The organism is Cedecea sp. (assembly GCF_036500665.1).
In the GTDB taxonomy this organism is placed as follows: domain Bacteria; phylum Pseudomonadota; class Gammaproteobacteria; order Enterobacterales; family Enterobacteriaceae; genus Cedecea.
This window is the reverse complement of the sequence record NZ_DASYBS010000096.1, coordinates 135,078-158,148: the sequence shown is the minus strand read 5'-3', so window position 1 is coordinate 158,148 and position 23,071 is coordinate 135,078. Positions and strand designations below refer to the sequence as shown.

Annotated in this window: 21 protein-coding genes; 6 read left to right on the top strand and 15 right to left on the bottom strand. The window is 55.1% G+C overall.

Features of this window, described 5'->3' with window-relative positions:
• The 5 genes from ftsB to cysD all read right to left on the bottom strand — a co-directional run bounded on the left by ftsB (position 1) and on the right by cysD (position 3,839).
• Positions 1-327, bottom strand: coding sequence for a cell division protein FtsB (gene ftsB / locus VGM55_RS15615; RefSeq protein ID WP_008458337.1), 327 nt, complete (start codon positions 325-327; stop codon positions 1-3).
• Positions 328-512: 185 nt separating this feature from the next.
• Positions 513-836, bottom strand: a complete 324-nt coding sequence (locus VGM55_RS15610; RefSeq protein WP_154188278.1) for a DUF3561 family protein — start codon at positions 834-836, stop codon at positions 513-515.
• A 50-nt stretch (positions 837-886) separates the two neighbouring features.
• Entirely contained in the window at positions 887-1,492 is a 606-nt protein-coding gene (cysC, locus tag VGM55_RS15605; RefSeq protein ID WP_331635964.1) for an adenylyl-sulfate kinase, read from the bottom strand.
• Positions 1,492-2,919 (bottom strand): sulfate adenylyltransferase subunit CysN, encoded by a 1,428-nt coding sequence (cysN, locus tag VGM55_RS15600; protein WP_331635963.1) that lies wholly within the window; start codon positions 2,917-2,919, stop codon positions 1,492-1,494. The genes cysC and cysN overlap by 1 nt, the downstream gene beginning before the upstream one ends.
• A gap of 11 nt (positions 2,920-2,930) precedes the next feature.
• Positions 2,931-3,839 carry a sulfate adenylyltransferase subunit CysD gene (gene cysD / locus VGM55_RS15595; RefSeq protein WP_154188276.1) on the bottom strand — a complete coding sequence of 303 codons (909 nt, stop codon included), beginning with the start codon at positions 3,837-3,839 and terminating at the stop codon, positions 2,931-2,933.
• A gap of 278 nt (positions 3,840-4,117) precedes the next feature.
• On the opposite strand from cysD, the gene VGM55_RS15590 reads away from it, so the two are divergent.
• A complete protein-coding gene (locus VGM55_RS15590) occupies positions 4,118-5,158 on the top strand; it encodes an aminopeptidase (protein ID WP_154188275.1) in 1,041 nt (346 codons plus the stop codon).
• Positions 5,159-5,197: 39 nt separating this feature from the next.
• Here the strand turns inward: VGM55_RS15590 and VGM55_RS15585 are convergent, their stop codons facing one another.
• From VGM55_RS15585 to cysJ, 5 genes are all read right to left on the bottom strand, one after another.
• The gene (locus VGM55_RS15585; protein ID WP_154188274.1) at positions 5,198-7,042 is read right to left on the bottom strand and encodes a glycoside hydrolase family 9 protein; all 1,845 of its coding nucleotides are present in this window, start codon (positions 7,040-7,042) and stop codon (positions 5,198-5,200) included.
• Positions 7,043-7,066: 24 nt separating this feature from the next.
• Complete coding sequence (locus VGM55_RS15580; RefSeq protein ID WP_331635962.1) at positions 7,067-8,458, bottom strand: OprD family outer membrane porin; 1,392 nt, start codon at positions 8,456-8,458, stop codon at positions 7,067-7,069.
• A 334-nt stretch (positions 8,459-8,792) separates the two neighbouring features.
• Positions 8,793-9,524 carry a phosphoadenosine phosphosulfate reductase gene (gene cysH, locus VGM55_RS15575; protein WP_331635961.1) on the bottom strand — a complete coding sequence of 244 codons (732 nt, stop codon included), beginning with the start codon at positions 9,522-9,524 and terminating at the stop codon, positions 8,793-8,795.
• A gap of 121 nt (positions 9,525-9,645) precedes the next feature.
• On the bottom strand, positions 9,646-11,358 hold the full coding sequence (cysI, locus tag VGM55_RS15570) for an assimilatory sulfite reductase (NADPH) hemoprotein subunit (RefSeq protein WP_154188271.1): 1,713 nt from the start codon (positions 11,356-11,358) through the stop codon (positions 9,646-9,648).
• Positions 11,358-13,163: an NADPH-dependent assimilatory sulfite reductase flavoprotein subunit gene (cysJ, locus tag VGM55_RS15565; protein WP_331635960.1), complete on the bottom strand. Its 1,806-nt coding sequence runs from the start codon at positions 13,161-13,163 to the stop codon at positions 11,358-11,360. Before cysJ ends, cysI begins: the two co-directional genes overlap by 1 nt.
• 303 nt (positions 13,164-13,466) lie before the next feature.
• On the opposite strand from cysJ, the gene queD reads away from it, so the two are divergent.
• The 4 genes from queD (at position 13,467) to VGM55_RS15545 (ending at position 16,077) form a co-directional block, all read left to right on the top strand.
• Positions 13,467-13,832 (top strand): 6-carboxytetrahydropterin synthase QueD, encoded by a 366-nt coding sequence (queD, locus tag VGM55_RS15560; RefSeq protein WP_162473299.1) that lies wholly within the window; start codon positions 13,467-13,469, stop codon positions 13,830-13,832.
• Between the two features lie 112 nt (positions 13,833-13,944).
• A complete protein-coding gene (locus tag VGM55_RS15555) occupies positions 13,945-15,219 on the top strand; it encodes an FAD-dependent oxidoreductase (RefSeq protein ID WP_154188269.1) in 1,275 nt (424 codons plus the stop codon).
• Entirely contained in the window at positions 15,216-15,488 is a 273-nt protein-coding gene (locus VGM55_RS15550) for a 4Fe-4S dicluster domain-containing protein (RefSeq protein WP_038479427.1), read from the top strand. Before VGM55_RS15555 ends, VGM55_RS15550 begins: the two co-directional genes overlap by 4 nt.
• Positions 15,489-15,501: 13 nt before the next feature.
• Entirely contained in the window at positions 15,502-16,077 is a 576-nt protein-coding gene (locus tag VGM55_RS15545) for a glycerol-3-phosphate responsive antiterminator (protein ID WP_038479425.1), read from the top strand.
• Here VGM55_RS15545 and VGM55_RS15540 read toward each other — a convergent pair.
• The 5 genes from VGM55_RS15540 to VGM55_RS15520 all read right to left on the bottom strand — a co-directional run bounded on the left by VGM55_RS15540 (position 16,061) and on the right by VGM55_RS15520 (position 21,407).
• Entirely contained in the window at positions 16,061-16,927 is an 867-nt protein-coding gene (locus VGM55_RS15540) for an electron transfer flavoprotein subunit alpha/FixB family protein (protein ID WP_331635959.1), read from the bottom strand. The two genes, VGM55_RS15545 and VGM55_RS15540, sit on opposite strands and share 17 nt — an antisense overlap.
• Positions 16,924-17,703: an electron transfer flavoprotein subunit beta/FixA family protein gene (locus tag VGM55_RS15535; RefSeq protein WP_331635958.1), complete on the bottom strand. Its 780-nt coding sequence runs from the start codon at positions 17,701-17,703 to the stop codon at positions 16,924-16,926. Before VGM55_RS15535 ends, VGM55_RS15540 begins: the two co-directional genes overlap by 4 nt.
• Positions 17,681-19,036: an MFS transporter gene (locus tag VGM55_RS15530; protein ID WP_331635957.1), complete on the bottom strand. Its 1,356-nt coding sequence runs from the start codon at positions 19,034-19,036 to the stop codon at positions 17,681-17,683. Before VGM55_RS15530 ends, VGM55_RS15535 begins: the two co-directional genes overlap by 23 nt.
• A gap of 60 nt (positions 19,037-19,096) precedes the next feature.
• Entirely contained in the window at positions 19,097-20,551 is a 1,455-nt protein-coding gene (locus VGM55_RS15525; protein ID WP_331635956.1) for an FAD-binding oxidoreductase, read from the bottom strand.
• A 70-nt stretch (positions 20,552-20,621) separates the two neighbouring features.
• Positions 20,622-21,407, bottom strand: coding sequence for an SDR family oxidoreductase (locus VGM55_RS15520; protein WP_331635955.1), 786 nt, complete (start codon positions 21,405-21,407; stop codon positions 20,622-20,624).
• A 347-nt stretch (positions 21,408-21,754) separates the two neighbouring features.
• Here VGM55_RS15520 and VGM55_RS15515 point away from each other — a divergent pair, with 347 nt between their 5' ends.
• Positions 21,755-23,053 carry an MFS transporter gene (locus VGM55_RS15515; protein ID WP_331635954.1) on the top strand — a complete coding sequence of 433 codons (1,299 nt, stop codon included), beginning with the start codon at positions 21,755-21,757 and terminating at the stop codon, positions 23,051-23,053.
• The last annotated feature ends 18 nt before the right edge of the window (positions 23,054-23,071 follow it).

The window sequence follows — 23,071 nt, the reverse complement described above, 5'->3', positions numbered from 1 at the left end:
TTATCGATTATTTTGCCCGGCGTTGGAGGTATTACCGTTGGCTGCACGTTTAGAGGCATCCGGCACCAGGCGGTAGAATGTCTCTCCTGGCTTAGTCATGCTGAGTTCATTGCGTGCGCGCTCTTCAATCGCTTCCTGGCCACCGTTGAGATCGTCAATTTCGGCAAAAAGCTGATCGTTGCGAGATTTTAATTTGGCATTAGTTGCCTGCTGCGCAGCGACATCTTCGCTGACGCGCGTGTAATCGTGTACGCCGTTTTTTCCGAACCACAGCGAATACTGAAGCCAAACCAGCAAGGCCAGCAACAGCAGCGTTAGTTTACCCATCCTGCCCCCTGAAAAACGGCACAATCATCCCACAACTTTTTCGTCGACTCCACTGTAGCAAATAATCCTGCCCGCCAAATCGCGCCAGAATTTACCACATAACGCGAACTCATGCGCGATTGCAGCAAGTTTAGCTTAACGTTGCCCAAAAATAGTCTGTTACGGTTTGACGCAGTTCGGCACGGCTAACCCATTAGCCACATAAAGAGCACGCCGAACATCAGCGCGACGGAGAGCAGCGTAGCAAAGCAGCTAAACAGCAGCCTGCCACGCAAAATGGAGTGCAACGCTATCCCCACCACCACCGCGACCGGCATCAGCGCCAGGAAGAATGGCCACGTGTAAAGGAAGAAAAAGAGCGTGTTGGGGCCGTACACCAGAAAGGGAATGCCTAGCGCCAGCAGCCACGACAAAAAGCCGATAAACGCCCCGGGCAATGACCAGGTTGTTTCCTCGACCGTCGGGCTGGGTTCAGCCTGAGAAATAACGATATTCGTGCTGTTGCGCATAACTGATTTCATAACCCTGATGGCCGGAAGCGTTGTGCTTCCGGGCGTCTTCAGCAATTGATGATATCGTCGCAGCGCAGCAGGTCTAATATTTGGGCCACTAAATTTGTTACTAATTGTTCGCCGTCTAAGTGTATTTCCGCCTGCAGCGGCGCCTCATACGCCGAATCAATGCCGGTAAAATTCTTTAGTTCCCCTGCCCGAGCCTTCTTGTACAGCCCTTTAGGATCGCGTGTTTCGCAAATCGCCAACGGCGTGTCCACAAACACTTCGTAGAAGCGCCCTTCTCCGGCTCGTTCGCGTACCATTTGCCTTTCGGCACGATGCGGCGAGATAAACGCGCTGAGCACGACAAGGCCCGCGTCCACCATCAGGCCGGCAACTTCACCTACCCGCCGGATGTTCTCTTTACGGTCTGCATCGCTAAAGCCCAGGTCGCTGCATAACCCGTGGCGGACGTTGTCGCCGTCGAGCAAGTAGGTGCTTACACCAAGTTTATGCAGTTCCTGTTCAAGCGCGCCGGCCACGGTTGACTTCCCGGAGCCGGACAAGCCGGTAAACCACAGCACCGCCCCGCGGTGCTTGTGCAAAGCTTCACGCTGCTCACGCGTAACGGGGTGAGCATGCCAGACCACGTTTTCATCATGGTCGGCCATTACTTGCCTCCCAGCAGGTCACGCGCGCCCCAGTGTGGGAAGTGGCGGCGCACCAAAGCGTTAAGCTCAAGCTCAAACGCACCGTATGCCGAAGGTTCCTGATAAACCTCTTCCTGCGGCTCACGTACCATGCCTGCCCCCACGGTCACGTTGCTCAGGCGATCGATGAAAATCAGCCCGCCGGTCACCGGATTGGTCTGATATTTGTCGAGCACCAGCGGCTCATCGAAGGTCAAATCCACCAGCCCAATGCCGTTCAGCGGCAGGCTTTCCACCACGCGCTGAGTCAGCGAGTTAATCTCAACCTGGTACTGAATATTGTCGACGCGCGCGCGGGTTTTCTTCCCGGCGATCTTGATATCAAAGCTCTGCCCCGGCACCAGCGGCTGCTCCGCCATCCATACCACATCCACTTTAGCGCTCTGTACCGCGGCCAGTGATTCACCGGACTCGACCAGCAGATCGCCCCGGCTGATATCGATTTCATCTTTCAGCACCAGGGTTATCGCTTCACCCGCGCCGGCTTGTTGCAAATCTCCATCAAAAGTCACGATTCGGGCGATGTTCGACTCCACGCCGGACGGCAGCACTTTGACGCGCTGGCCCACGCTAACGGTACCCGAAGCCAGCGTCCCCGCGTAGCCACGGAAGTCCAGATTGGGACGGTTAACGTACTGCACCGGGAAGCGCATTGGCTGCAGCTCCACGCTGCGAGTAATTTCTACCGTTTCCAGCACCTCGAGCAGCGTCGGGCCGCTGTACCACGGCATCTGGCTGCTGGAGCTTGCCACGTTATCCCCTTCCAGCGCGGAAAGCGGCACGAAGCGAATATCCAGGTCCGCCGGCAGCTGCTGGGCGAAGGTCAGGTAATCCTGTTTGATCTGCTCGAAGGTCTGCTCGCTGAACGCCACCAGATCCATCTTGTTGATCGCCACCACCAGATGTTTGATCCCCAGCAGCGTGGAGATAAAACTGTGACGACGAGTTTGATCCAACACGCCTTTACGGGCGTCGATCAGCAGGATTGCCAGGTCACAGGTTGATGCCCCGGTCGCCATATTGCGGGTGTACTGTTCGTGCCCCGGCGTGTCGGCGATGATAAATTTGCGCTTCTCGGTGGAGAAATAGCGATAGGCCACGTCGATGGTAATGCCCTGTTCGCGCTCGGCCTGCAGGCCATCCACCAACAAGGCTAAATCAAGTTTCTCGCCCTGGGTACCGTGACGCTTACTGTCGGTATGCAGCGACGAGAGCTGATCTTCATAAATCTGGCGCGTGTCGTGCAGCAGGCGGCCAATCAGGGTACTTTTGCCGTCATCGACGCTGCCGCAGGTCAAAAAGCGCAGCAGGCTTTTGTGCTGCTGAGCGTGGAGGTAGGCTTCGACTCCGCCTTCGTCAGCGATTTGTTGTGCAATAGTGGTGTTCATCTGGCGGCTCCTTAGAAATAACCCTGGCGTTTTTTCAGCTCCATGGAGCCGGCCTGGTCGCGGTCAATCATGCGTCCCTGGCGTTCACTGGTAGTGGAGATCAGCATCTCTTCGATGATCTCCGGCAGCGTCTGCGCGGTAGATTCCACCGCGCCGGTCAGCGGCCAGCAGCCCAGGGTACGGAAGCGCACCATACGTTGTTCAATCACTTCACCCGGCTGCAGATCGATGCGATCGTCGTCAATCATCATCAGCATACCGTCACGTTCCAGCACCGGGCGCGGCGCCGCAAGATACAGCGGAACGATGTCGATATTTTCCAGGTAGATGTACTGCCAGATATCCAGCTCGGTCCAGTTAGAGAGCGGGAACACGCGAATGCTTTCGCCTTTGTTGATCTGGCCGTTGTAATTGTGCCACAGCTCAGGGCGCTGGTTTTTTGGGTCCCAGCGGTGGAAGCGATCGCGGAAGGAGTAAATACGCTCTTTCGCGCGCGACTTCTCTTCGTCACGACGTGCGCCGCCAAAGGCCGCGTCAAAACCGTATTTATTCAGCGCCTGCTTGAGGCCTTCGGTTTTCATAATGTCGGTATGTTTAGCGCTGCCGTGGACGAACGGGTTAATGCCCATCGCCACGCCTTCAGGATTGCGATGCACGATAAGATCGCAGCCGTAGGCTTTCGCCGTGCGGTCACGGAACTCGTACATTTCGCGGAATTTCCAGCCGGTGTCAACGTGCAATAGCGGGAACGGCAGCGTACCTGGGTAGAAAGCTTTACGGGCCAAATGCAGCATGACCGAAGAGTCTTTCCCAATGGAATACATCATCACCGGATTAGAAAATTCGGCAGCGACCTCGCGGATAATATGGATGCTTTCAGCCTCCAGTTGCCGCAAGTGAGTGAGTCTTTTCTGGTCCATAACCTTCCCTTAAGCAGATGCGCCGCGGCCGTTCATCGCAGCCGCTTGAGATTTAATCTAAGGGGACTATAAGTCTTGGACTTATTTGTTATGAAATTACGAATTGGAATGACTAGTTCCCGAAAAGAATAACGCCACGGCAAAGCTAACAACAAAATGTGCTTAACCAGCCGTTTTTTCGCGGGTTTAAGAGCAAATGAAATTGTTTAACCTGGCTCACAGTTTCATACTAATGGCGCTTAAAACTTCCGACTAATAAAGATGAATAAGGACGTACTATGTTTTCCGCATTGCGCCGCTCGGTGATTTGCCTGGCGCTGGGCGCGTGCTTTAGTTTTCCCGCCGTAGCGAAGACCGCGCAGCAAGGCGACATTGCCGACCAGCAAACCCGCCACATCGCCACCTATTTTCCTGGCCGAATGACCGGCAGTCCGGCCGAAATGTTGGCCGCAGATTATATTCAGCAGCAGTTTCAAAGCTGGGGTTACCAAAGCGATATTCGCCAGTTTAAGACCCGCTACCTTTACACCACGAAAGCCGGCCACCAGACCTGGCATAACGTCACCACCAGCAGCGTGATTGCCGCACGCGAAGGTAAGCTGCCGCAGCAAATCATTATCATGGCGCATCTGGACACCTATACGCCGCTCAACGATAAAGACGTGGACAATAACCTCGGCGGCCTGACGCTGCAGGGCGTTGACGATAATGCTTCCGGGCTTGGCGTTATGCTGGAGCTGGCCGAACGCCTGAAAGATATTCCTACCCGCTACGGCATCCGCTTTATTGCTACCAGCGGAGAAGAAATTGGCTCCCTGGGCGCGAAAAACATTCTGGAGCGCATGAGCAAAGAGGAGCAGGCCAACACGCTGCTGGTGATCAATCTGGACAGCCTGATCGTGGGCGATAAGCTTTATTTCAATAGCGGAGTATCAACACCTGCGGCCGTGCGCAAGCTGACCCGCGACCGCGCGCTCACGCTTGCCCATCGCGCCGGGATTCAGGCCACCAGCAATCCTGGACTCAATGCGAAATTCCCGAAAGGCACCGGCTGCTGTGGCGATGCAGAGCCTTTCGATAAAGCAGGTATTCCAGTGCTTTCTGTCGAGGCGAGCAACTGGACGCTGGGAGCGAAAGACGGCTACCAGCAGCGTGGTAAAAACAAGGCTTTTCCAAACGGCACCAGCTGGCATAACGCGACTATCGACAACCTCGACTATCTGGATAAAGCGCTGCCGGGCAGAATTAAGCGCCGCAGCCATGACACGGTGCGTATTCTGCTGCCGCTGGTGAAAGAGTTAGCGAAGGCCGAAAAGTGATCGGGCAGGAGCGGCCATAGCACCGCTCCTCCTTATTTATTACTGCTGTACCGGCAGGCTCACGGCATAAAGATACCACGCTGAATGAGGCAGCCAGCCTTCGGCCCAGCGCCAATCGTCATCTTTCCCGGTAACCGCATAACCCTGGTCAAACGCGATACCGTCTACGTTCTGCTGCGGATCGGCGGTAATGCCGTTCACAATCCCGCCAGGCAAGGTCGTATAGCGCCAGGAATTGAAGAACAGATAGCTAATGTGGCGATAGCCGCTGCCGGTCAGCATGCTGACATCAAACGGGTTTCTGCCGAGGATCCAGTCCAGCTGGTTCCAGGCATAGGCGTTAAGCCGATGGGTAAAATTGGCATCGTCGGCAAACAGCGGCATCGCCTGTCGGGCCGCCGCCGCAAGCGACGCTATACGAGCGTTTTCCCCCTGCCACCACGGCGCGGCTTCCGTATCATGCGGGAAGAAGAAGCTGGTGCGCTTTGTCCCGTCCTTCAGTTGGACCAGCTGACGTGCATAGCCAAACGGGTTATTAACATCGGCGGTGGTTGTCAGTTCAAAATCGAGCGCTTGTTTTACCGTGGAGAGAATATTCGCACGCTGGTTTTCAGGCGCAACGGCGTGATACTCCAGCAGCGCAATAACCGGCAGACCGGCATCTGAAGGATGGAAATAAGGTCGACTGGCGTCATCCGCGCGCCAGTAATGCTTCCATTGCCCCTCTGAAACCTGGCGCGCCATCAGGCTTTTTGCCCGCAGGGAAGCCACCTCCAGGTAATGTGATTGCTTAGTCGCTTTATACAGTTCGGTGGCGGCCAGCAGAACGTTATAGTCATCGACGATATTCTCTTTGCCGTCGTTCACCATCTTTAGGTTATTTTTCTCAAGAAAGGCAAAAGCCTCTTTCGCTGTCTGAAGATATTGCGCGCGGGTAAACTGCCCGTCCTCATTCTGGGTGCTGGCGAGCGCCAGCGCAGCAATGGACATCCCGGCACCTGAACGGAAGCTCGCCTGATAAGCCAGCCGCCCAACCGCCGATTCTTCAACAATGGTCGAGTCAGACTCTTTTTCTTTAATTTGCGTGCGCCAGTTCGGGTTCGCTACCACGCGGTCCTGCGCCAGCTTGTCTTTACCCGGCGAAGAGATAGCCTGCAGGAAAGACTCCCCAGGCTGCTTCATACGCACCAGAAAATCTGCGCCATAAAGACCTTCATCGAGCATACGGCGACGGTACTCGGAGAAATTGACGTCGTTACGCGCGCCCAAGCGCTGGTAGCTTTGCAGCAGGCTCCAGGCCACCAAAGGGGCTTGTTGAGGGTTAAACCAGGAGGTTAAATTCTGATGGGAAAGGTGAACGCCATAATCGCCGGTCGCGTCATACCAGCCGCCGTGCACATCCACCGTGCCTTTCTCGCCCCACGGTTTCGGCAGTTTGCGATCGGCCTTGTCAAAAAGCCCCGTTACACGCTGGCTTTTGAAATAAGCAATCACATCCGAGAGCGTGTAGCGTTCAAGCAAATCTTTATTAATGATAAACGGCCCGGAGCGCACATCACCGTCGCTGCTGACCACCTTGACCACATAACGCCCGGCTTTATGCCAGCCGCTAAAATCGGCCTGATAAAAAGTACGATTCTCCCAGCTCGGGACGCTTCCCTGCCCGACTAATTCACCGCTATACACCACTTTGTTGCTTTCGCTGTCCAGCAGCTCAAATTGGTCGCCAGCGTTAAATTTCGCGCCATCGCTCAATTGAATAACGGCAGATTTGGGTCCATTGAGGTCGTAGCCAACCTGGTTAATTAACACATGCGTTTCTGCATGGACGAAAAGCGCGCAGCACGAAAGCGCCAGCCCGAGGCCTGCCTGTCGAATCAACATTATTTTTCCTTAGCGTGGGTCGCGTTAAATAATTGAGAACGGAGCAATCATCATGAATTTGATATCCTTTTCATCCTGGAAAACGTTGGCATAGCCGCCGCTCCAGTCAGGATTGTCGGAATGGTTGTTGTAGCGGGTGTAATGCAGCTTAAACATCACATCTTTCGCCCAGCCCTGCTGGACTTGCCAGACGAGATCCAGGTTCCAGGCGCTTTCTGTCAGACGCTGTCTGGCCGACCAGTCTCCTCCCCGAGCCGGTTTGCCGTCCCAGCCCCAGGCCAGCGATGCCCCGGCGCTGATACCCGGATAAATGACGTCGCCTAAATCGACCATCGAGCCGAAAAACACCGCCTTTTCACCGTCGGCGTTGTAGTCAGAGCGGGCATCCCACCACATATCGATACGCCCCGCCGAGTTTGGGTAAATGGGCGTTGCGCTGACGGTGTAATATCCTTGCTTGCCCGGCGCATGGACCAGGCTCCCCTCTAACCGGAACTGCCAGCGTCCTCGCTGGTATTCGGCAGTAACGCCCTGCTGCCAGGCAAACTCATCGTAGACGTCATGGCGCCCCGTCGCATCATGCGAGCCGTAAAACTGCCAGCTGGTTCTGAGCTGGTTATCTGCCTCACCAAGACGCCAGCCTACTTTGGTAAAATACTTATCCAGGTAGCCCTGGGATTGACCAAAGGCCAGCTCCCAAATCACGCCATTTTTAAAATCAAATTTCCCGCCCAGCGAGTGCAAATAAGGAATTTTCGTTTTCTTGTCTATTTCCTTAAAGTCATACATTTCGCGATACCATGGGGCTTTATATTTATTGGCCCAAAAATAAGAAAGCAAAAATATACCGTACCGCCCAAAATCATACACTGCGCCAATTTCGGCCCCCTGATAGGTTCCGGGTAAGAAGCCCCATTGGGTGGCTAATAAACCCTGCCCAATGGGCTGAATATAACCGGCTCTGAGCCAGTAATTTTCCTTTTTGAATTTGAGCGCGGCCAGATAAAGATCCACCGCATTGGCCTCTCCGGTACCCCGATCGCGCCACATGGATTTCCCGTCGCTGAAGCTTATTTCGTTGGGATGTGCGGTGCTGCCCTCGAATAAATCCACCGTCGCAAATGCCCCGAGATCGATCCCAACAGTTTCGTCATAAAAACCGGAGCTGTAGTCCAGTCGTGCGGTCGTTGTGCTGTGGTGAAGGTTAGTCTGGTATTGCCCATAATGAGGGCTGCCAGGATTCATATCTTTGCGCTCGCGGTGGCGCTGCCAGTAGTAGAGCGAGCCCGTTAGCAGGCTGTCATCCACAAAACCTGCCGCCATCGCGGGCGCTACCGGAATGACCGAAAATATTCCTGACAGAAACAGGATGCATTTTATACCGTGTTTTTTTATATGAAGAGGTAAAATGGACATATATAATTCCCTAATGATAAGCCTTTACCGGTAATATTTACCGAGAACAGATGCTTTCCCTGGTAATAAAATCATTCGCCTTACGGCCATTTTTTACCGGCCCTGGCAATTATTATTTTTCTTGAATCAGATAAAACTGAAAACGTTTTCAGGTTTTATGGAATTATCGCCTCTACAAAAAAATGATCAATATCCGATCGCGTATTTCTTTGTGATGAACAGCCCATTTTGGGGAGTAAACTTGATGGAGGGTTTCATTGAGGCGAAGACAGGAAAGCAGAAAAGAAAAACGCGGGAACAAGGCCCGCGCTTTGAAATAAGTGATAAAGGGAGTTTATTCGTGCAGACCGCACTCGCGTTTCAGGCCAAAGAAGCGCGTTTCTTCTTCTGCCATTCCCGGCTCCCATTTACGGGTGGTGTGGGTATCGCCTACGGAAAGATAGCCCTGGTCCCACAATGGATGGTACTTAAGCCCGTGCTCTGTCAGATACTGGTAAACCGTGCGGTTATCCCAGTCGATGATGGGCAGAATTTTAAACACGTCACGCTGCACCGCCAGAACCGGCAGATTTGCACGGCTCCCAGACTGCTCACGACGCAGGCCGGCAAACCAGGTTTGCGCCTCCAGCGTTTTCAGGGCACGGTTCATCGGCTCTACTTTGTTGATGTCGTTGTAGCGCTCAATACCTTCCACGCCCTGCTCCCACAGTTTGCCGTAACGCGCTTCCTGCCACGCAGGACTTTCGGTCGCACGGAACACCTGCAGGTTCAGCTTCAGCTTATCGGTTAGCTCGTCGATAAACTGGTAGGTTTCCGGGAACAGATAGCCGGTATCGGTCAGGATCACCGGAATGTCGGGGCGCTGCTGCGTCACCAGATGCAGGCAAACGGCAGCCTGAATGCCGAAGCTGGACGAAAGGACAAACTCGCCCGGCAGGTTTTCCAGCGCCCAGGCGACACGCTGCTGCGCGCTAAGTTTTTCCAGCTGAGCGTTCGTTTCGGCGAGCGCCATGACGCGTTCGACCTTAGGAAGGGCGTTCAGCGCGGTAAGATCGAGTGTAGGCATAGGCTCCTCACCTGTTGATGTGGTTGACCCTCACCCCGGCCCTCTCCCTGGAAGGGAGAGGGGAAAGCGAAGTTCGGCGATCGTTATATAGTCATTTTCCCATTAGGAAATAGGAGAAAAATTAGTCCCACAAATCCCTGGCCGGATCGAGCACCGGGCGAATAATCCCGGCGCGCACGGTGAAGTCCCCAAAGCCTTCATCGGCTTCACGTTCTTTCGCCCAGCGCCCTACCAGCTCGTCAATCGAGCTGAGGATTTCCGGCTCCGTGATATTTTCACGGTACATGCGCGGAATACGCGTCCCGATGCGGTTGCCGCCAATGTGCAGGTTATAGCGCCCTGGTGCTTTCCCCACGAGGCCGATTTCGGCCAGCATCGCACGGCCACAGCCGTTCGGGCAGCCGGTGACGCGCATAACAATGTGCTCATCCGGCACCTTGTGTTTATCCATCACCTGCTCAACTTTGGTGACAAACTCAGGCAGGAAGCGTTCGGCTTCCGCCATCGCCAGCGGGCAGGTAGGGAAAGACACGCAGGCCATCGAGTTCTCGCGCTGCGGCGTGACCGCGTTCATCAGCCCGTGCCCGGTAGCCAGCTTCTCTATTTTAGCCTTTTCGCTTTCCGGCACGCCGGCGACGATCAGGTTCTGGTTTGCCGTCAGGCGGAAATCACCTTTATGGATCCGGGCTATCTCCAGCAGGCCGGTTTTCAGCGGGCGATCCGGGTAATCCAGAATACGGCCGTTTTCGATAAACAGCGTCAGGTGCCATTTGTCGTCGATGCCCTTCACCCAGCCGATACGGTCGCCACGGCCGGTGAATTCGTACGCGCGGGTCGGCTCAAACTTGATGCCGGCGCGGCGCTCAACTTCCGCCTTAAACACGTCCACGCCGACGCGCTCAAGGGTATATTTGGTTTTAGCGTTTTTACGGTCGGTACGGTTCCCCCAGTCTCGCTGGGTCGTCACCACCGCTTCCGCTACAGCCAGAGTATGCTCCAGCGGAATGTAGCCGAATTCGCTCGCCGTGCGGGCATAGGTATTTTTATTGCCGTGCTCAATGGACAGGCCGCCGCCGACCAGCAGGTTAAAACCAACCAGCTTGCCCTTTTCCGCAATCGCAATAAAGTTCATGTCATTGGCGTGCAGATCCACATCGTTCTGCGGCGGGATCACTACCGTGGTTTTAAACTTACGCGGCAGGTAGGTCGGCCCCAGAATTGGCTCTTCGTCCGTGGTGGCGACTTTTTCTTTATCCCACCAAATCTCGGCGTAGGCACGAGTGCGCGGCAGCAGGTGCTCGGAAAGCTTTTTCGCCCATTCGTAGGCTTCCTGGTGCAGCTCAGACTCCACCGGGTTGGAAGTACACAGCACGTTGCGATTCACATCATTGGCTGTCGCCAGCGCGTCCAGGCCAACCTCGTGCAGCATTTCATGCGCGGGCTTAACGTTCTTCTTCAGAATGCCGTGGAACTGGAACGTCTGGCGGTTAGTCAGGCGGATGCTGCCGTAGATAGTCTTATCTTCGGCAAATTTATCAATAGCCTGCCACTGTTGGGTGGTGATAATCCCGCCCGGCAGGCGGCAGCGGAGCATCATCGCGTGGCGCGGCTCCAGCCTCTGCTCCGCACGTTCGGCGCGAATATCGCGGTCATCCTGCTGATACATGCCGTGGAAGCGGATCAGCAGGAAGTTGTCGCCGTTGAAACCGCCGGTCAGACCATCCTGCAAATCTTCTTTAATGGTGCCGCGCAGGAAATCGCTATCGCGCTTCAGCCGTTCGGCGTCGACCAGTTTGCCTTCGACCACCAGAGGGCCAGGGTGTTTTTCGCTCATTAGTAGACATCTCGCTGATAACGGCGCTCAACGCGCAGCTCACTTAAAAATTCATCTGCCGCTTCGGTGTCCATGCCACCGTGGACGGCCACCACTTCCAGTAACGCCTGTTCAACGTCTTTCGCCATACGATTGGCGTCGCCGCAGACGTAAATGTGGGCACCTTCTTGAATCCAGCGCCACAGTTCCGCGCCTTTCTCGCGCAGTTTGTCTTGTACGTATATTTTATGCTGCTGGTCGCGGGACCAGGCTAAATCGATGTTCGTCAGCAGGCCGTCTTTGACGTAGCGCTGCCATTCCACCTGATACAGGAAATCTTCGGTAAAGTGCGGATTGCCAAAGAACAGCCAGTTCTTGCCGCCCGCACCGTCGTTATCACGCTGCTGAATAAAGGCGCGGAACGGGGCAATGCCGGTGCCTGGGCCAATCATGATGACCGGTGTTTCCGGGTTTGCCGGTAAGCGGAAGTTATCGTTGTGCTCAATGAACACGCGCACTTCACCCTCTTCTTCAAGGCGGTCAGCCAGGAAGCCGGAAGCCCCGCCGCTGCGGGCACGGCCTTCGATGTCATAGCGCACCGCGCCCACGGTAATATGGACTTCGGTTTCAGATTCCGCCTGCGAAGAGGCGATTGAGTAAAGGCGCGGCGTAAGCGGGCGCAGCAGGCCAACCAGCTGTTCCGCCGTCAGCTCTGCCGGGGCGTAGCGAGCCATATCTACAATCGGCGTCGTCTGCGCGTAGTGCTGTAATTTTGCTTTATCGCCCACCAGCTCCAGCAGCGCCGTGTTGCGGGTCAGCTGGGCGTAGTTTTCGACGATATTGCCGGTGTTCACCGTCAGCTCGAAGTGCCACTGCAGGGCTTCGCTCAGCGGCAGCGTTTTGCCGTCAACGGTGACGCTTTCATCGCCTTTCAGCCACAGCAAATCGGTCAGCTCTTTCACCAGCGCCGGATCGTTCTGGTACCAGACGCCAAGCGCATCGCCCGGCCGGTAGCGCAGGCCTGAGTCACCAAGATCGATTTCGATGTGGCGCACGTCTTTATCGGAGTCGCGGCCGGTAATCTTCTGGTTAACCGCGAGCGTGGCGGTTAACGGGGCTTCTTTGCTGTAAGGGCTGGTGAAAATTTCGTTGCTCACGCCAGTGGCGGTCGCGGTCGCCTGAGCCGGGGTTTCCGCCGGTACGCGAGACTTCAGTAGCTCGACAATTTTGCCACGCCATTCCTGGGCCGCAGGCTGGTACTCGACGTCAGTATCGACGCGATCCAGCAGGCGCTCACCGCCTAATTCCGCCAGCTTGCTGTCGAAGTCTTTGCCGGACTGGCAGAAGAATTCATAGGAGCTGTCGCCGAGGCCAAAGACCGCAAACGCGGTACCGTTAAGCTTTGGTGCCTTCTTCGAAAACAGGAATTTGTGCAGGGCCACGGCTTCTTCCGGCGGCTCCCCTTCCCCTTGCGTGGAACTGACGACAATCAGCAGCTTTTCCTGGGCAATTTGCTTGAATTTATAGTCGCCCGCGTTCACCAGGTTGACGTTCAGCTTCGCCGCCAGCAGGTCGTCACGCAGCTGCTCGCTCACGCGGCGCGCGTTGCCGGTCTGCGAAGCGGAAATCAGCGTGATAACCGGCACTTCTGCCGCGGGGGCCGGAGCCGCCTCGACAGCGCCAGGCTGCTGGTTAATCATTCCCCAGAAATAGCCGGACAGCCAGGCCAACTGAGTGGTCGAAAAATCAGTGGTCGCCGCCTGAAGGCGTGCCAGCTGGTCCGGCGTTAGCGGCAGCAAAGCGCTCGGTGGAACCTGAGAAGTCATACGTATTTAGCTTCCAGTAGCAAAGTGCAAAAAAAGGGCTTACAGACTGTAATGAGTCAAGGTTAACCAGCAGGTTATCAACAATTAAAGAAGGGATGGAAATAATAAATAACTAAAACGACTAATCGTTTTTTATGGTAAATCATAGTGTTAAAAGTGATTAGCTAACTAACTGATGAATAAAAGATTTTCAATCATTCACCGTTGCTTACAGCATCTAGCCGGCCTGCGGGCCGTTTAGTTAATGCGAAAAATAGTCCATTCCGCTATCATGCGGCGGTTTTTTGAATTCCAGAGAGTTGAATGATGTCCACCACCCTGTTTAAAGATTTTACCTTCGAAGCCGCCCACCGCCTGCCGCACGTGCCGGAAGGCCACAAATGCGGTCGCCTGCATGGCCACTCCTTTATGGTGCGCCTGGAAATTACCGGCGAGGTAGATCCCTATACCGGCTGGATCATGGACTTTTCCGAGCTGAAGGCGGCGTTTAAGCCGACTTACGATCGCCTCGATCACTATTATCTGAACGATATCCCTGGGCTTGAAAACCCAACCAGCGAAGTGCTGGCGAAATGGATTTGGGATCAGATGAAGCCCGTCGTTCCGCTTTTGAGCGCGGTGATGATCAAAGAAACCTGCACCGCCGGCTGCGTTTACCGCGGCGAATAAGAACGAAAAAAGTCCGGAAATTACGCCGGACTTTTCCCGTCTGCGCACCTCATCAAGCTAATTTTCTTCCCGCTTTGGTAAGCTACTCCGTCGCAACTAAAAGGTGCACGGGATGGCCACTACAGATTTCGATATTATCGTCGTAGGTGCAGGGATCGCAGGCTCCTGCTGCGCGGCAGAATGCGCGCGCGCCGGGCTAAATGTTCTGCTTGTTGAGCGGGCAAGCCAGCCCGGAGGCAAAAACCTGTCGGGCGGCAGGCTTTACACCGCCGTGTTTGACGATCTCTTTCCTGACTTTTCTCGTTCTGCCCCGCTTGAACGCTGTATTACCCATGAAAAACTCTCCGCTCTGACGCCGGACAGCGCCACTACGCTCAGCTTTCAACAGCCCACGGCTTCTTCATACAGCGTGCTTCGCGCACGTCTCGATCCGTGGCTGTTCCAGCAGGCTGAACAAGCCGGAGCCCAGTGCCTGGCGGCTACCCATGTAGATGGCCTGCATGTCGAAAACGGCGTGGTGAGCGGCGTAGTGATTGACGGAGAAGCGCTGAGCGCCAAAGCCGTGGTTGTCGCCGAAGGTGCCAACACCCTGCTGGCAGAGCAGCATAAGCTATTGAACAAGTTGCCCGAGCACGGCGTTGCGGTCGGCGTTAAGGAAGTGCTTGCGCTGCCGAAAGAAGATCTGGAGAACCGTTTTGCCCTCGAGGGTAACGAAGGCGCGGCCTGGCTGTTCACCGGCGGCGTCTGCGGCGAGCAGCCCGCAGGTGGTTTTCTCTATACCAATAACGATACGCTTTCTGTCGGCATCGTCTGCCCGCTCTCTTCACTCCGGGCTTGCTGCGCAGCGCTTCCTGACCTGCTGGAAAACTTCAAACAGCACCCAACGCTACGCCCGCTTCTTCGCCGCGCCGAGCTGGTGGAATACGGCGCACATCTCATTCCTGAATGCGGCCTGCACGGGCTCCCCGAACGCCTGGCCGGCCCCGGCTATTTGCTGGTGGGCGATAGCGCCCGTTTCTGTATCAATACCGGCTTCACCGTGCGCGGCATGGATTTGGCTGCGCTTTCGGCAAAAGCGGCGGCACAAACGCTAATTACGTCACTACAGCGGGATGAATGCGTCGATCTTAATCAGGTTTATCGCCAGCATCTGGAGCGCACTACGCTGTGGGGCGTGCTGGAGCGCTACCGCAAAATGCCCGATTTTTTACAAACGCCAGGGCTGTTTCAGGACTATCCGCACCTGCTGGCCGAGCTGCAGCGTGATATCTTTGATCCCCAAAGTTCACCGCCACCCCGCCTCGGCAGCCTGCTGTGGAAGCATGCCCGCAGGGCCGGTATTTCCCGGCTGGTTAAAGACATTTTTCACGGAGGACGCAGCCTGTGAACCTGCATGAGAAACTGGCAAAGAACGCCTGGCAACCCGCAGAGAAACCGCACATTGTTCCTGCAGACAGCCCCGACAGAGAAAGCCTTGCCCTGCTGGTACGCGCCTGCCCCGCAGGGTTATACCGCCAGAAGGAAGACGGCAGCCTGCAGATTGATAATACCGGCTGCCTGGAGTGCGGCACATGCCGCCTGCTTTGCGACGAACAAACCCTCAGCCGCTGGCGCTACCCGCCCGCCGGTTGCGGCATCCAATTACGCTTTGGTTAATGGAGTTCAAGCTGTGTCCCTGATGTCCCTACTCAAGCAACACCCGCTGATTGCAGCGGTAAAAGATAACCAGAGCCTGCAGCTGGCGCTGGAGTCCGACTGCCAGGTTATTTCCGTGTTGTACGGCAATATCTGCACGATTACCGGCATCGTGCAGCAGATTAAAAAAGCGAACAAATACGCGCTGGTGCACGTCGATTTACTGGAAGGCACGTCGAATAAAGAAATTGTGATTAACTTCCTGAAGCTGGTGACCCAGGCCGACGGCGTGATCAGCACCAAGGCACCGATGGTGAAAGCGGCCAGGGCGCAGGGGTTCTTTGCCATTCACCGGCTGTTTATCGTCGACTCTATCTCTTATCACAACATCGATAAGCAGATCGCGCAGTCAAACCCGGACTGCATTGAAATCCTGCCCGGCTGCATGCCGAAGGTGATGAAGTGGGTGACGGAGAAAATCGACCTGCCGGTGATAGCGGGCGGCCTGGTGTGTGACGCGGAGGATGCCAACAACGCCCTGAACGCCGGCGCGCTGGCCATCTCAACCACCAATACCGGCGTCTGGCAGCTGGCTAAATATCTTCCCTGACGCAGTTTTGCAGCTCGGCTAACACCGGCAGCAGGTCGTCCACAATCCCCACGTCGGCATGGCGAAAAATTGCCGCCTGTGGGTCGTTGTTAATAGCGACGATAAACCGGCTGTGGGCAATGCCGCTGATAAAGGCAGGTGCGCCGGAAATACCTGCGGCAATACAAACGTCGGCGGCAACCTGAGTACCGGACATCCCTAACAGCTTGTCCATGCTGCACCAGGCGTGCATCACCGCTTCCCGGCTCGCGCCGGTTTCCATCCCCAGCGCGCTGGCGCAGGCTTCAACCTGTTCCATCGCCTGCTGGCTGCCTACTCCTCGCCCGACCGCCAGCACAAGCCTGGCTTCAGCCAGCCCGGACGCACTTTCCTCAGCAATGGACGCACACTCAACCAGCCAGGCAGGCTTCTGTTCTGCTACGGGAATCTGCGAATATTCTATCTCTGGCTGCCAGCTCTCTGCGCCCGGCGAGGCCGCAACGCTCAGGCACCAGGGTTTATTTTGCAGCCGGAGAGTAGCCACCAGCGCGCCGCCGCAGGCATTTTTGCGCACCGTTTTTTGGGTAATATTTACCCCACTGACGGCACTCCAGGCTTCCCCCTTCAGGCGGCACGCCAGCCGGGTTGCCAGCTCCGCGCCCTGCCAGCCTGAAGGAAACAGCAAAACATTTGCAGGGGACTGAGCATAGTGCGCGCATAACGCATCCAGCAGCGGCTCGCTGTATTCAGTCTCCGGCAGCAGCCAGCCTTCAAGCTGGACTTTTTCAGTCTCGCTACACGAAATAAAATTCCCGAACTCGTTCAGCACGGCAGCTTTTCGGGATTCGGGCAGGATCAGGGCAATTTTCATGGCTGCATCCTTTTACGTAGCCAGTCGCGGTAAAGGCTACGGGCCTTCTCACCCGCATCGCTTCCCTGAATAATTAAGCCGCCGCGCTGTCGCTGAGGGTTATCCAGTTCGACCAGCGCAGGCATGGCTACCTCGGCACCCAACGTTTCCACAGGCAAAACCTCAACGTCCGAGGCCTTTACCGCCAGTTTTTGCCGCAGGCCCGGCGTTCTCAGGCAATATTCTCCCCGGCTTTCAATTATCAATACCGCAGGCAGCCGCACGGTAAGGCGGCGTTTTCCGGTAGCACATCGCTGTTTCAGCTCAACCTGCTGCAGCTCAGGGTTCACCGTAAAATCATAGACCTGACTGAAGCACAGCCAGCCTAGCTTTTCGGCAAGGTAGAAGCCCGTCTGGCCGCTGTTGCCTTCGGCGCTACGCGACCCAAGTACCACCAGCGATTGAGGGTTTTGCTGCTGCCAGGCCGCCAATAAGGCGGCAACCGATGCCGGTACAAAAGTCAGCTCGCCCGCCAGCCTCAACCGTACCACCCGCTGGAACCCCAGCGCCTTAAACTGGCGCAGAAAGCTATCCGCACGCTCGCTGCCTATGCTTAGCGCGGTAAGTTTCAGGCCTTCTTCCTGTCGCAGCAGCATCTCGGCGGCAGCCTGCTCATCTTCGCCCAGGCAAGGACGAGTGACAGAGGTGTCCAGCCCTTGATGTTTCGCGGCCAGCCAGTCTTTTTCCGCCAGCATGGCGAGGTCTGGTTCGGCCTTAAAGGCTAACAGAATGTTCATGGTTCACTCCCGGCGCCTGTTCCTTATTCCCGGAGGCGGCAACGAGGCTCATGTTTCGCGTTTCCGGTGCCCAAAAGACCGAAACCAGCAGCCCCAGCATCAGAACCGCACTCAGCAGCAGCATGGTGTTCTGCACGCCGAAGGAGACCAGCGCCACCGGCAGCAGGCCGGTGCTGATGGCCGAGCCGAAACGGCTCATTGACGTCGCAAAACCGACGCCCAGCGAGCGGATATCGGTCGGGAAACTCTCAGCGGGCAATACGCCCACCAGATTGCTGACAGCTGAAATCGTCAGAGTAAAAATAAAGAACAGCAGCAGGATGATAGTGCCGTGTTGTTCCGGCACCAGCGCCAGCGTGGTGAGGCTTAAGAACAGCACCAGAAAGCCGCCGATCAAAAAGCCGCGACGAGAACAGCGGTGGGTCAGCACAAGGCCCACAATCGCCCCTACCACCAGCACCATATTCAGCAGCAGGCTGGCGGTCAGACCATCCTGCATACCCAGCAGCCCGGTAATGGACGGCAGCCAGGTGTAAATCGCAAACCACGGAATAACCAGGCACACAAAGAACAGGCTATTAAACGCGGTGCGCCGCCAGTATTGCCCGGAAAACAACGTGCGGAGATGGCGGGAGGTCGGCACCGCAATTTCATCGCTGATAACAACATGTTCGCCGAAGCAGCGACGCACAATCTGGTGGGCCTCGGACACTCGCCCCTGGCGCATCAGCCAGCGGGGTGACTCCGGAGTACCCCAGCGTAAGAACGTGATTAACAGCGCGGGAAACGCTGCGGAAGCCAGCAGCCAGCGCCAGGCATCCGACCCGCTGTCCACCATTAAATGGCCAATCAGGCTTGCCAGCACATAGCCCAGCGTCCAGACCACACTAAACGCGCCTAACAGCACGCCGCGATGTTTGCGTGGGGCAAATTCGGCCAGCATGGTATGGCCTACGGAATAATCGCCGCCAAGCCCGATGCCGATCAGCACCCGTAGCAGGATCAGCTGTTCCACGTTGCTCACGAAAAACTGTAAAAAAGAGGCCAGCGTGATGAGCACAAAGCTGAAGTTAAAGATTTTCTGCCGGCCAATATGATCGGAGATCCAGCCCAGCACCAGGCTGCCAAGAAACAGCCCAAACAGCGCCGAACCGCCTACCAACCCTTCCTGTAGCGGCGTCAGGCCCATTTGCGGCGTAATCATCACCAGCGCAAAGCCAATCACGCCCAGCACATAGCCGTCCGTCAGGTGGGCGCCGAAAGTCAGCCCGGCGATGCGTAAATGAAAGCGATTAAGCGGCAGGTCATCCATACGAACCGGTTCGGCGTGCATACTGATTCCTTTGTCGATCCGTAAGTAGAAAAGTCGGCTCCTGAGAGCCGACCTGTACGGTTACTTTTCCATCGGCCAAATCGTGCCGGTATTCATGATGCCGTTCGGATCGTACCGATCTTTCAGGCCCTGCATGATTGGCCATGCGCTGCCGTGCTCCAGCTTTGACCAGTGCACGCGGTGTTTACCGATACCGTGGTGGTGCACCATCGAGCCGCCGAGGCGAATCGTCTCTTCAACGATGATTTTATTCAGCGGGTTGTGGTACTTGTCGATTTCCTCTTCCGGTTTGCAGTCCACCACGTTGTAGTCATAGACGAAGTACATGTTGGTGCCGTTGATGTAACTGTGGGAGGAGTGACCGCCAAGCATAGTGATGTCGCCTGCATGAGGAAATTCGTTGCGAATGCGCTCGATCACATTGTGGTAAATCTCATTAATGCAGCTCCAGCTTCCGGAGACTTCAGTGGTAAAGCCCATATTGCCGGTTTTCATAATCTGAACGCGTTCGGCGGCGACTTTATCTGGCCCCCAGTTCAGGTTATTAAACCAGGTTTCGATAAGCTTGCTGTCCACTTTTTTGCATTCCGGGTAGCGGGACACAACCTCTTCAATCCCTGCTCCGGTCGCCTCAGCCAGCCGTTTAGAACCCTCCGCCATAAAGATCAGCACGCATTTACCGTCGGCAAAATGGGTAAAGTGCTGGGTGCCATCTTCGGCGTCATACAGGCGGGCAATCGATGGACGGTAACCCTCAACCATCACTTCACGCAGGATGTTGAAGCCGATTTTCATGTTGTCGAGGATGTAGCCGTAGAACAGGTTGTTTTCCGGCGTGTATTTGAAGATTTTCACCGTCACTTCGGTGATGTAGCAGAGCGCCCCTTCGTTACCGATAATCACATGGCGGATATCCGGGCCAGCGGCGCGGCGCGGTACATTTTTGATGCGCGTGATGCTGCCGTCAGGGAAGACGGCTTCCAGGCCAACCACCATGTCTTCAATTGCGCCATAAAGCGTTGAGAACTGGCCGATGCTGCGGGTTGCGACGAGGCCCCCCATTTGCGCCAGCGGCTTGGATTGCGGAGAGTGGCCGGTGGTATAACCCTTTGCGCGCAGCGCATCTTCCAGTACCTCCAGCGGAACGCCGCACTGGGCGGTCGCCTGCATGTTTTCAATATCGATATCGATAATTTTGTTCAGCCCGGAACCGTCCAGCACCACGGAGTTTTTCACCACGGTTTCCAGACCGCCTTCCGTTGCCGACGCACCGGTGCGCGGGATACAGGTGATGCGGTTGCTGTGCAGAAACGCCAGCACGCTGGAGACTTGCTCAGCGCTCTGCAGTTTCACTACCGCGGCCGGCAGCGGCTGAGTGTACACGCCATGAATATCCGCATATTTTCTGAACCGGTCGATACTGTTTTTCTGCAATACTTTCTCATCGGTAATAACCTGCTGTGGGCCAACGATTTCTTTTAATTGATCCACAATTGCTTCGCGAGATAAAGACATGACAACTCCTTCCTGACCAATAAGGGAATACGGATAAAAATAAGAGAAAGCAGGAACCACCCTGCGAGAATTACCTGACTAAATAACCGCCATCGACCACTAATAAATGGCCATTCACATAATCCGAAACGCGGCTGGATAAATAAACCATTGCCCCCATGAGATCCTGAGTTTCACCCCAGCGGTTGGCTGGAATATGGTCAAGCACGCGCTTATTGGTTTCGGGGTTTTTACGGGTTTCAGTAGTAATATCGGTGGCATAATAACCCGGCGCGATACCGTTCACTTGAATATTATATTGACCTAATTCATCACAATAGGCTTTCGTTAAGCCAGCCAGTGCGTGTTTTGTCGCGGAATAAGCCGGAGACCACTGGCCGCCAAGATAAGAAAATAATGAACAGATATTAATGATTTTCCCGTGCTTTTGAGGAATCATCACTTTTGCCGCTTCGTGGCTTAATTCAAAGGCGGCGGTCAGGTTGATATTGATCATCGGATCCCAGTCGGCGCGGCCAAAGTCCAGCACCTTGTTGAGCTTACAAATCCCGGCATTATTGACCAGGATATCGACCGAGCCGAAAGTTTCAAGGCACTGGGCAATGACCTGTGCAGGTGCGCCTTTTTCGGTAATATCAACGGTCATAAACGCCACTTTTACGCCTTGTTGTTCAATAAGTTGACGCGTTTCGCCTTTCTCTTCCACCACCGTGGGAATGAACACATTCGCCCCGGCTTTCGCCAGCGCCATAGCAAACGCCTGCCCCAGCCCGCTGTTGCCGCCGGTGACGATAGCCGTCTTCCCTTTTAGCGAGAAGAAGTCCAGTGAGAATTCGTTGAGTGCGCTGAGCGACATGATGAACTCCTTAAATTTTTTAAACGCAAAAAAAATGAGAAAAGCAAGCTCCCCCCGAAAGGGAAGTTACTTTTCTCATCGTCTCTAGTAACTGGCTAAAATAAGTATCACAGCGGCTGGTCATGTTATGTGATCAATATCACAACTCAATAATGAAAAGGCTTTAACGCTATATCATTCACCATGAAAACCAATAGCGTGATATTTCTCACACTAAAAAACCGCTTCCCATGATAATAATCTCCGCAATTACTAGAGCCCATGAGAAAAGTAATCAGCCCCCACAGGGGATTGGTTGCTTTTCTCTTTTTTTTGTCTTTAACAATCTTACTCACTGAGAGCACACCATGCGTGATTCAAATTTTCGTCGCTGGCTAACGCTGGCAATAATAAGTATCAGTGGTGGCGTAAGTTTTGACCTTGCTTATTTAAGGTATATTTACCAAATCCCAATGGCAAAATTCATGGGATTTAGCAATACCGAAATAGGCTTAATTATGAGTACGTTCGGAATAACCGCAATTATCCTTTATGCACCCAGCGGGATCATTGCCGATAAATTTTCTCACCGCTTAATGATGACGCTGGCCATGATTGCCACCGGCCTTCTGGGTATCGTCATGGCTTTCTACCCGCCGCTATGGGTCATGATAGTCATCCAGATCGCCTTCGCCGTCACCACGATTCTGATGCTGTGGTCGGTTTCAATTAAAGCCGCTTCCCTGCTGGGCGATCACAGCGAGCAGGGGAAAATCATGGGCTGGATGGAAGGCCTGCGGGGCGTTGGGGTGATGGCGCTGGCGGTCTTTACTATGTGGGTGTTCTCGCGTTTCGCCCCGGAAGATGCTAACAGCCTTAAAGCCGTCATTCTGATTTACAGCGGCGTTTATATCGCGCTCGGCGTGCTGTGCTGGTTCTTCGTCAGCGACGGGTATACCGGCCGCACAGAAGGTACTCAGGAGGCAAAAAAACCGGCCTTCCAGCTTAAAGATATTCTTTCCGTTTTACGCATCAGCACCACCTGGTATTGCAGCATGGTTATCTTCGGGGTCTACACTATCTATGCGATTCTGAGCTACTCAACTAACTACCTGACGGAGATGTACGGCATGTCGCTGGTGGCCGCCAGCTATATGGGCATCGTGATAAATAAAATCTTCCGCGCCATTTGCGGCCCGCTGGGCGGCATCATTACCACCTACAGCCGAATCAAGTCGCCGACTCGCGTTGTGCAGCTGCTCTCTATTGTCGGAGCCGTGGCGCTGGTTGCGCTACTGGCGACAAACTCAAACCCTCAGTCCGTCGCCATGGGTATTAGCCTGATTCTGCTGCTGGGTTTCACCTGCTACGCCTCGCGCGGGCTGTACTGGGCCTGCCCCGGCGAAGCCAGAACGCCGCCCTACATTATGGGCACAACCGTGGGTATCTGTTCGGTCATAGGCTTCCTGCCGGACGTGTTCGTTTACCCGATGGTCGGCTACTGGCAGGACACCCTTCCGGCTGAGGAAGCCTACCGCAACATGTGGCTGATGGGATTCGCCGCGCTGTGCATGGTCATCGTGTTTGCCTTTTTGCTGATTCGCAAAATTCACGCAGCCGACGTGGCACAGGAAAAATTGGCATCGCTGGCCGCAACGGGCGAGTGATGAGGGAAAATTGAAGGA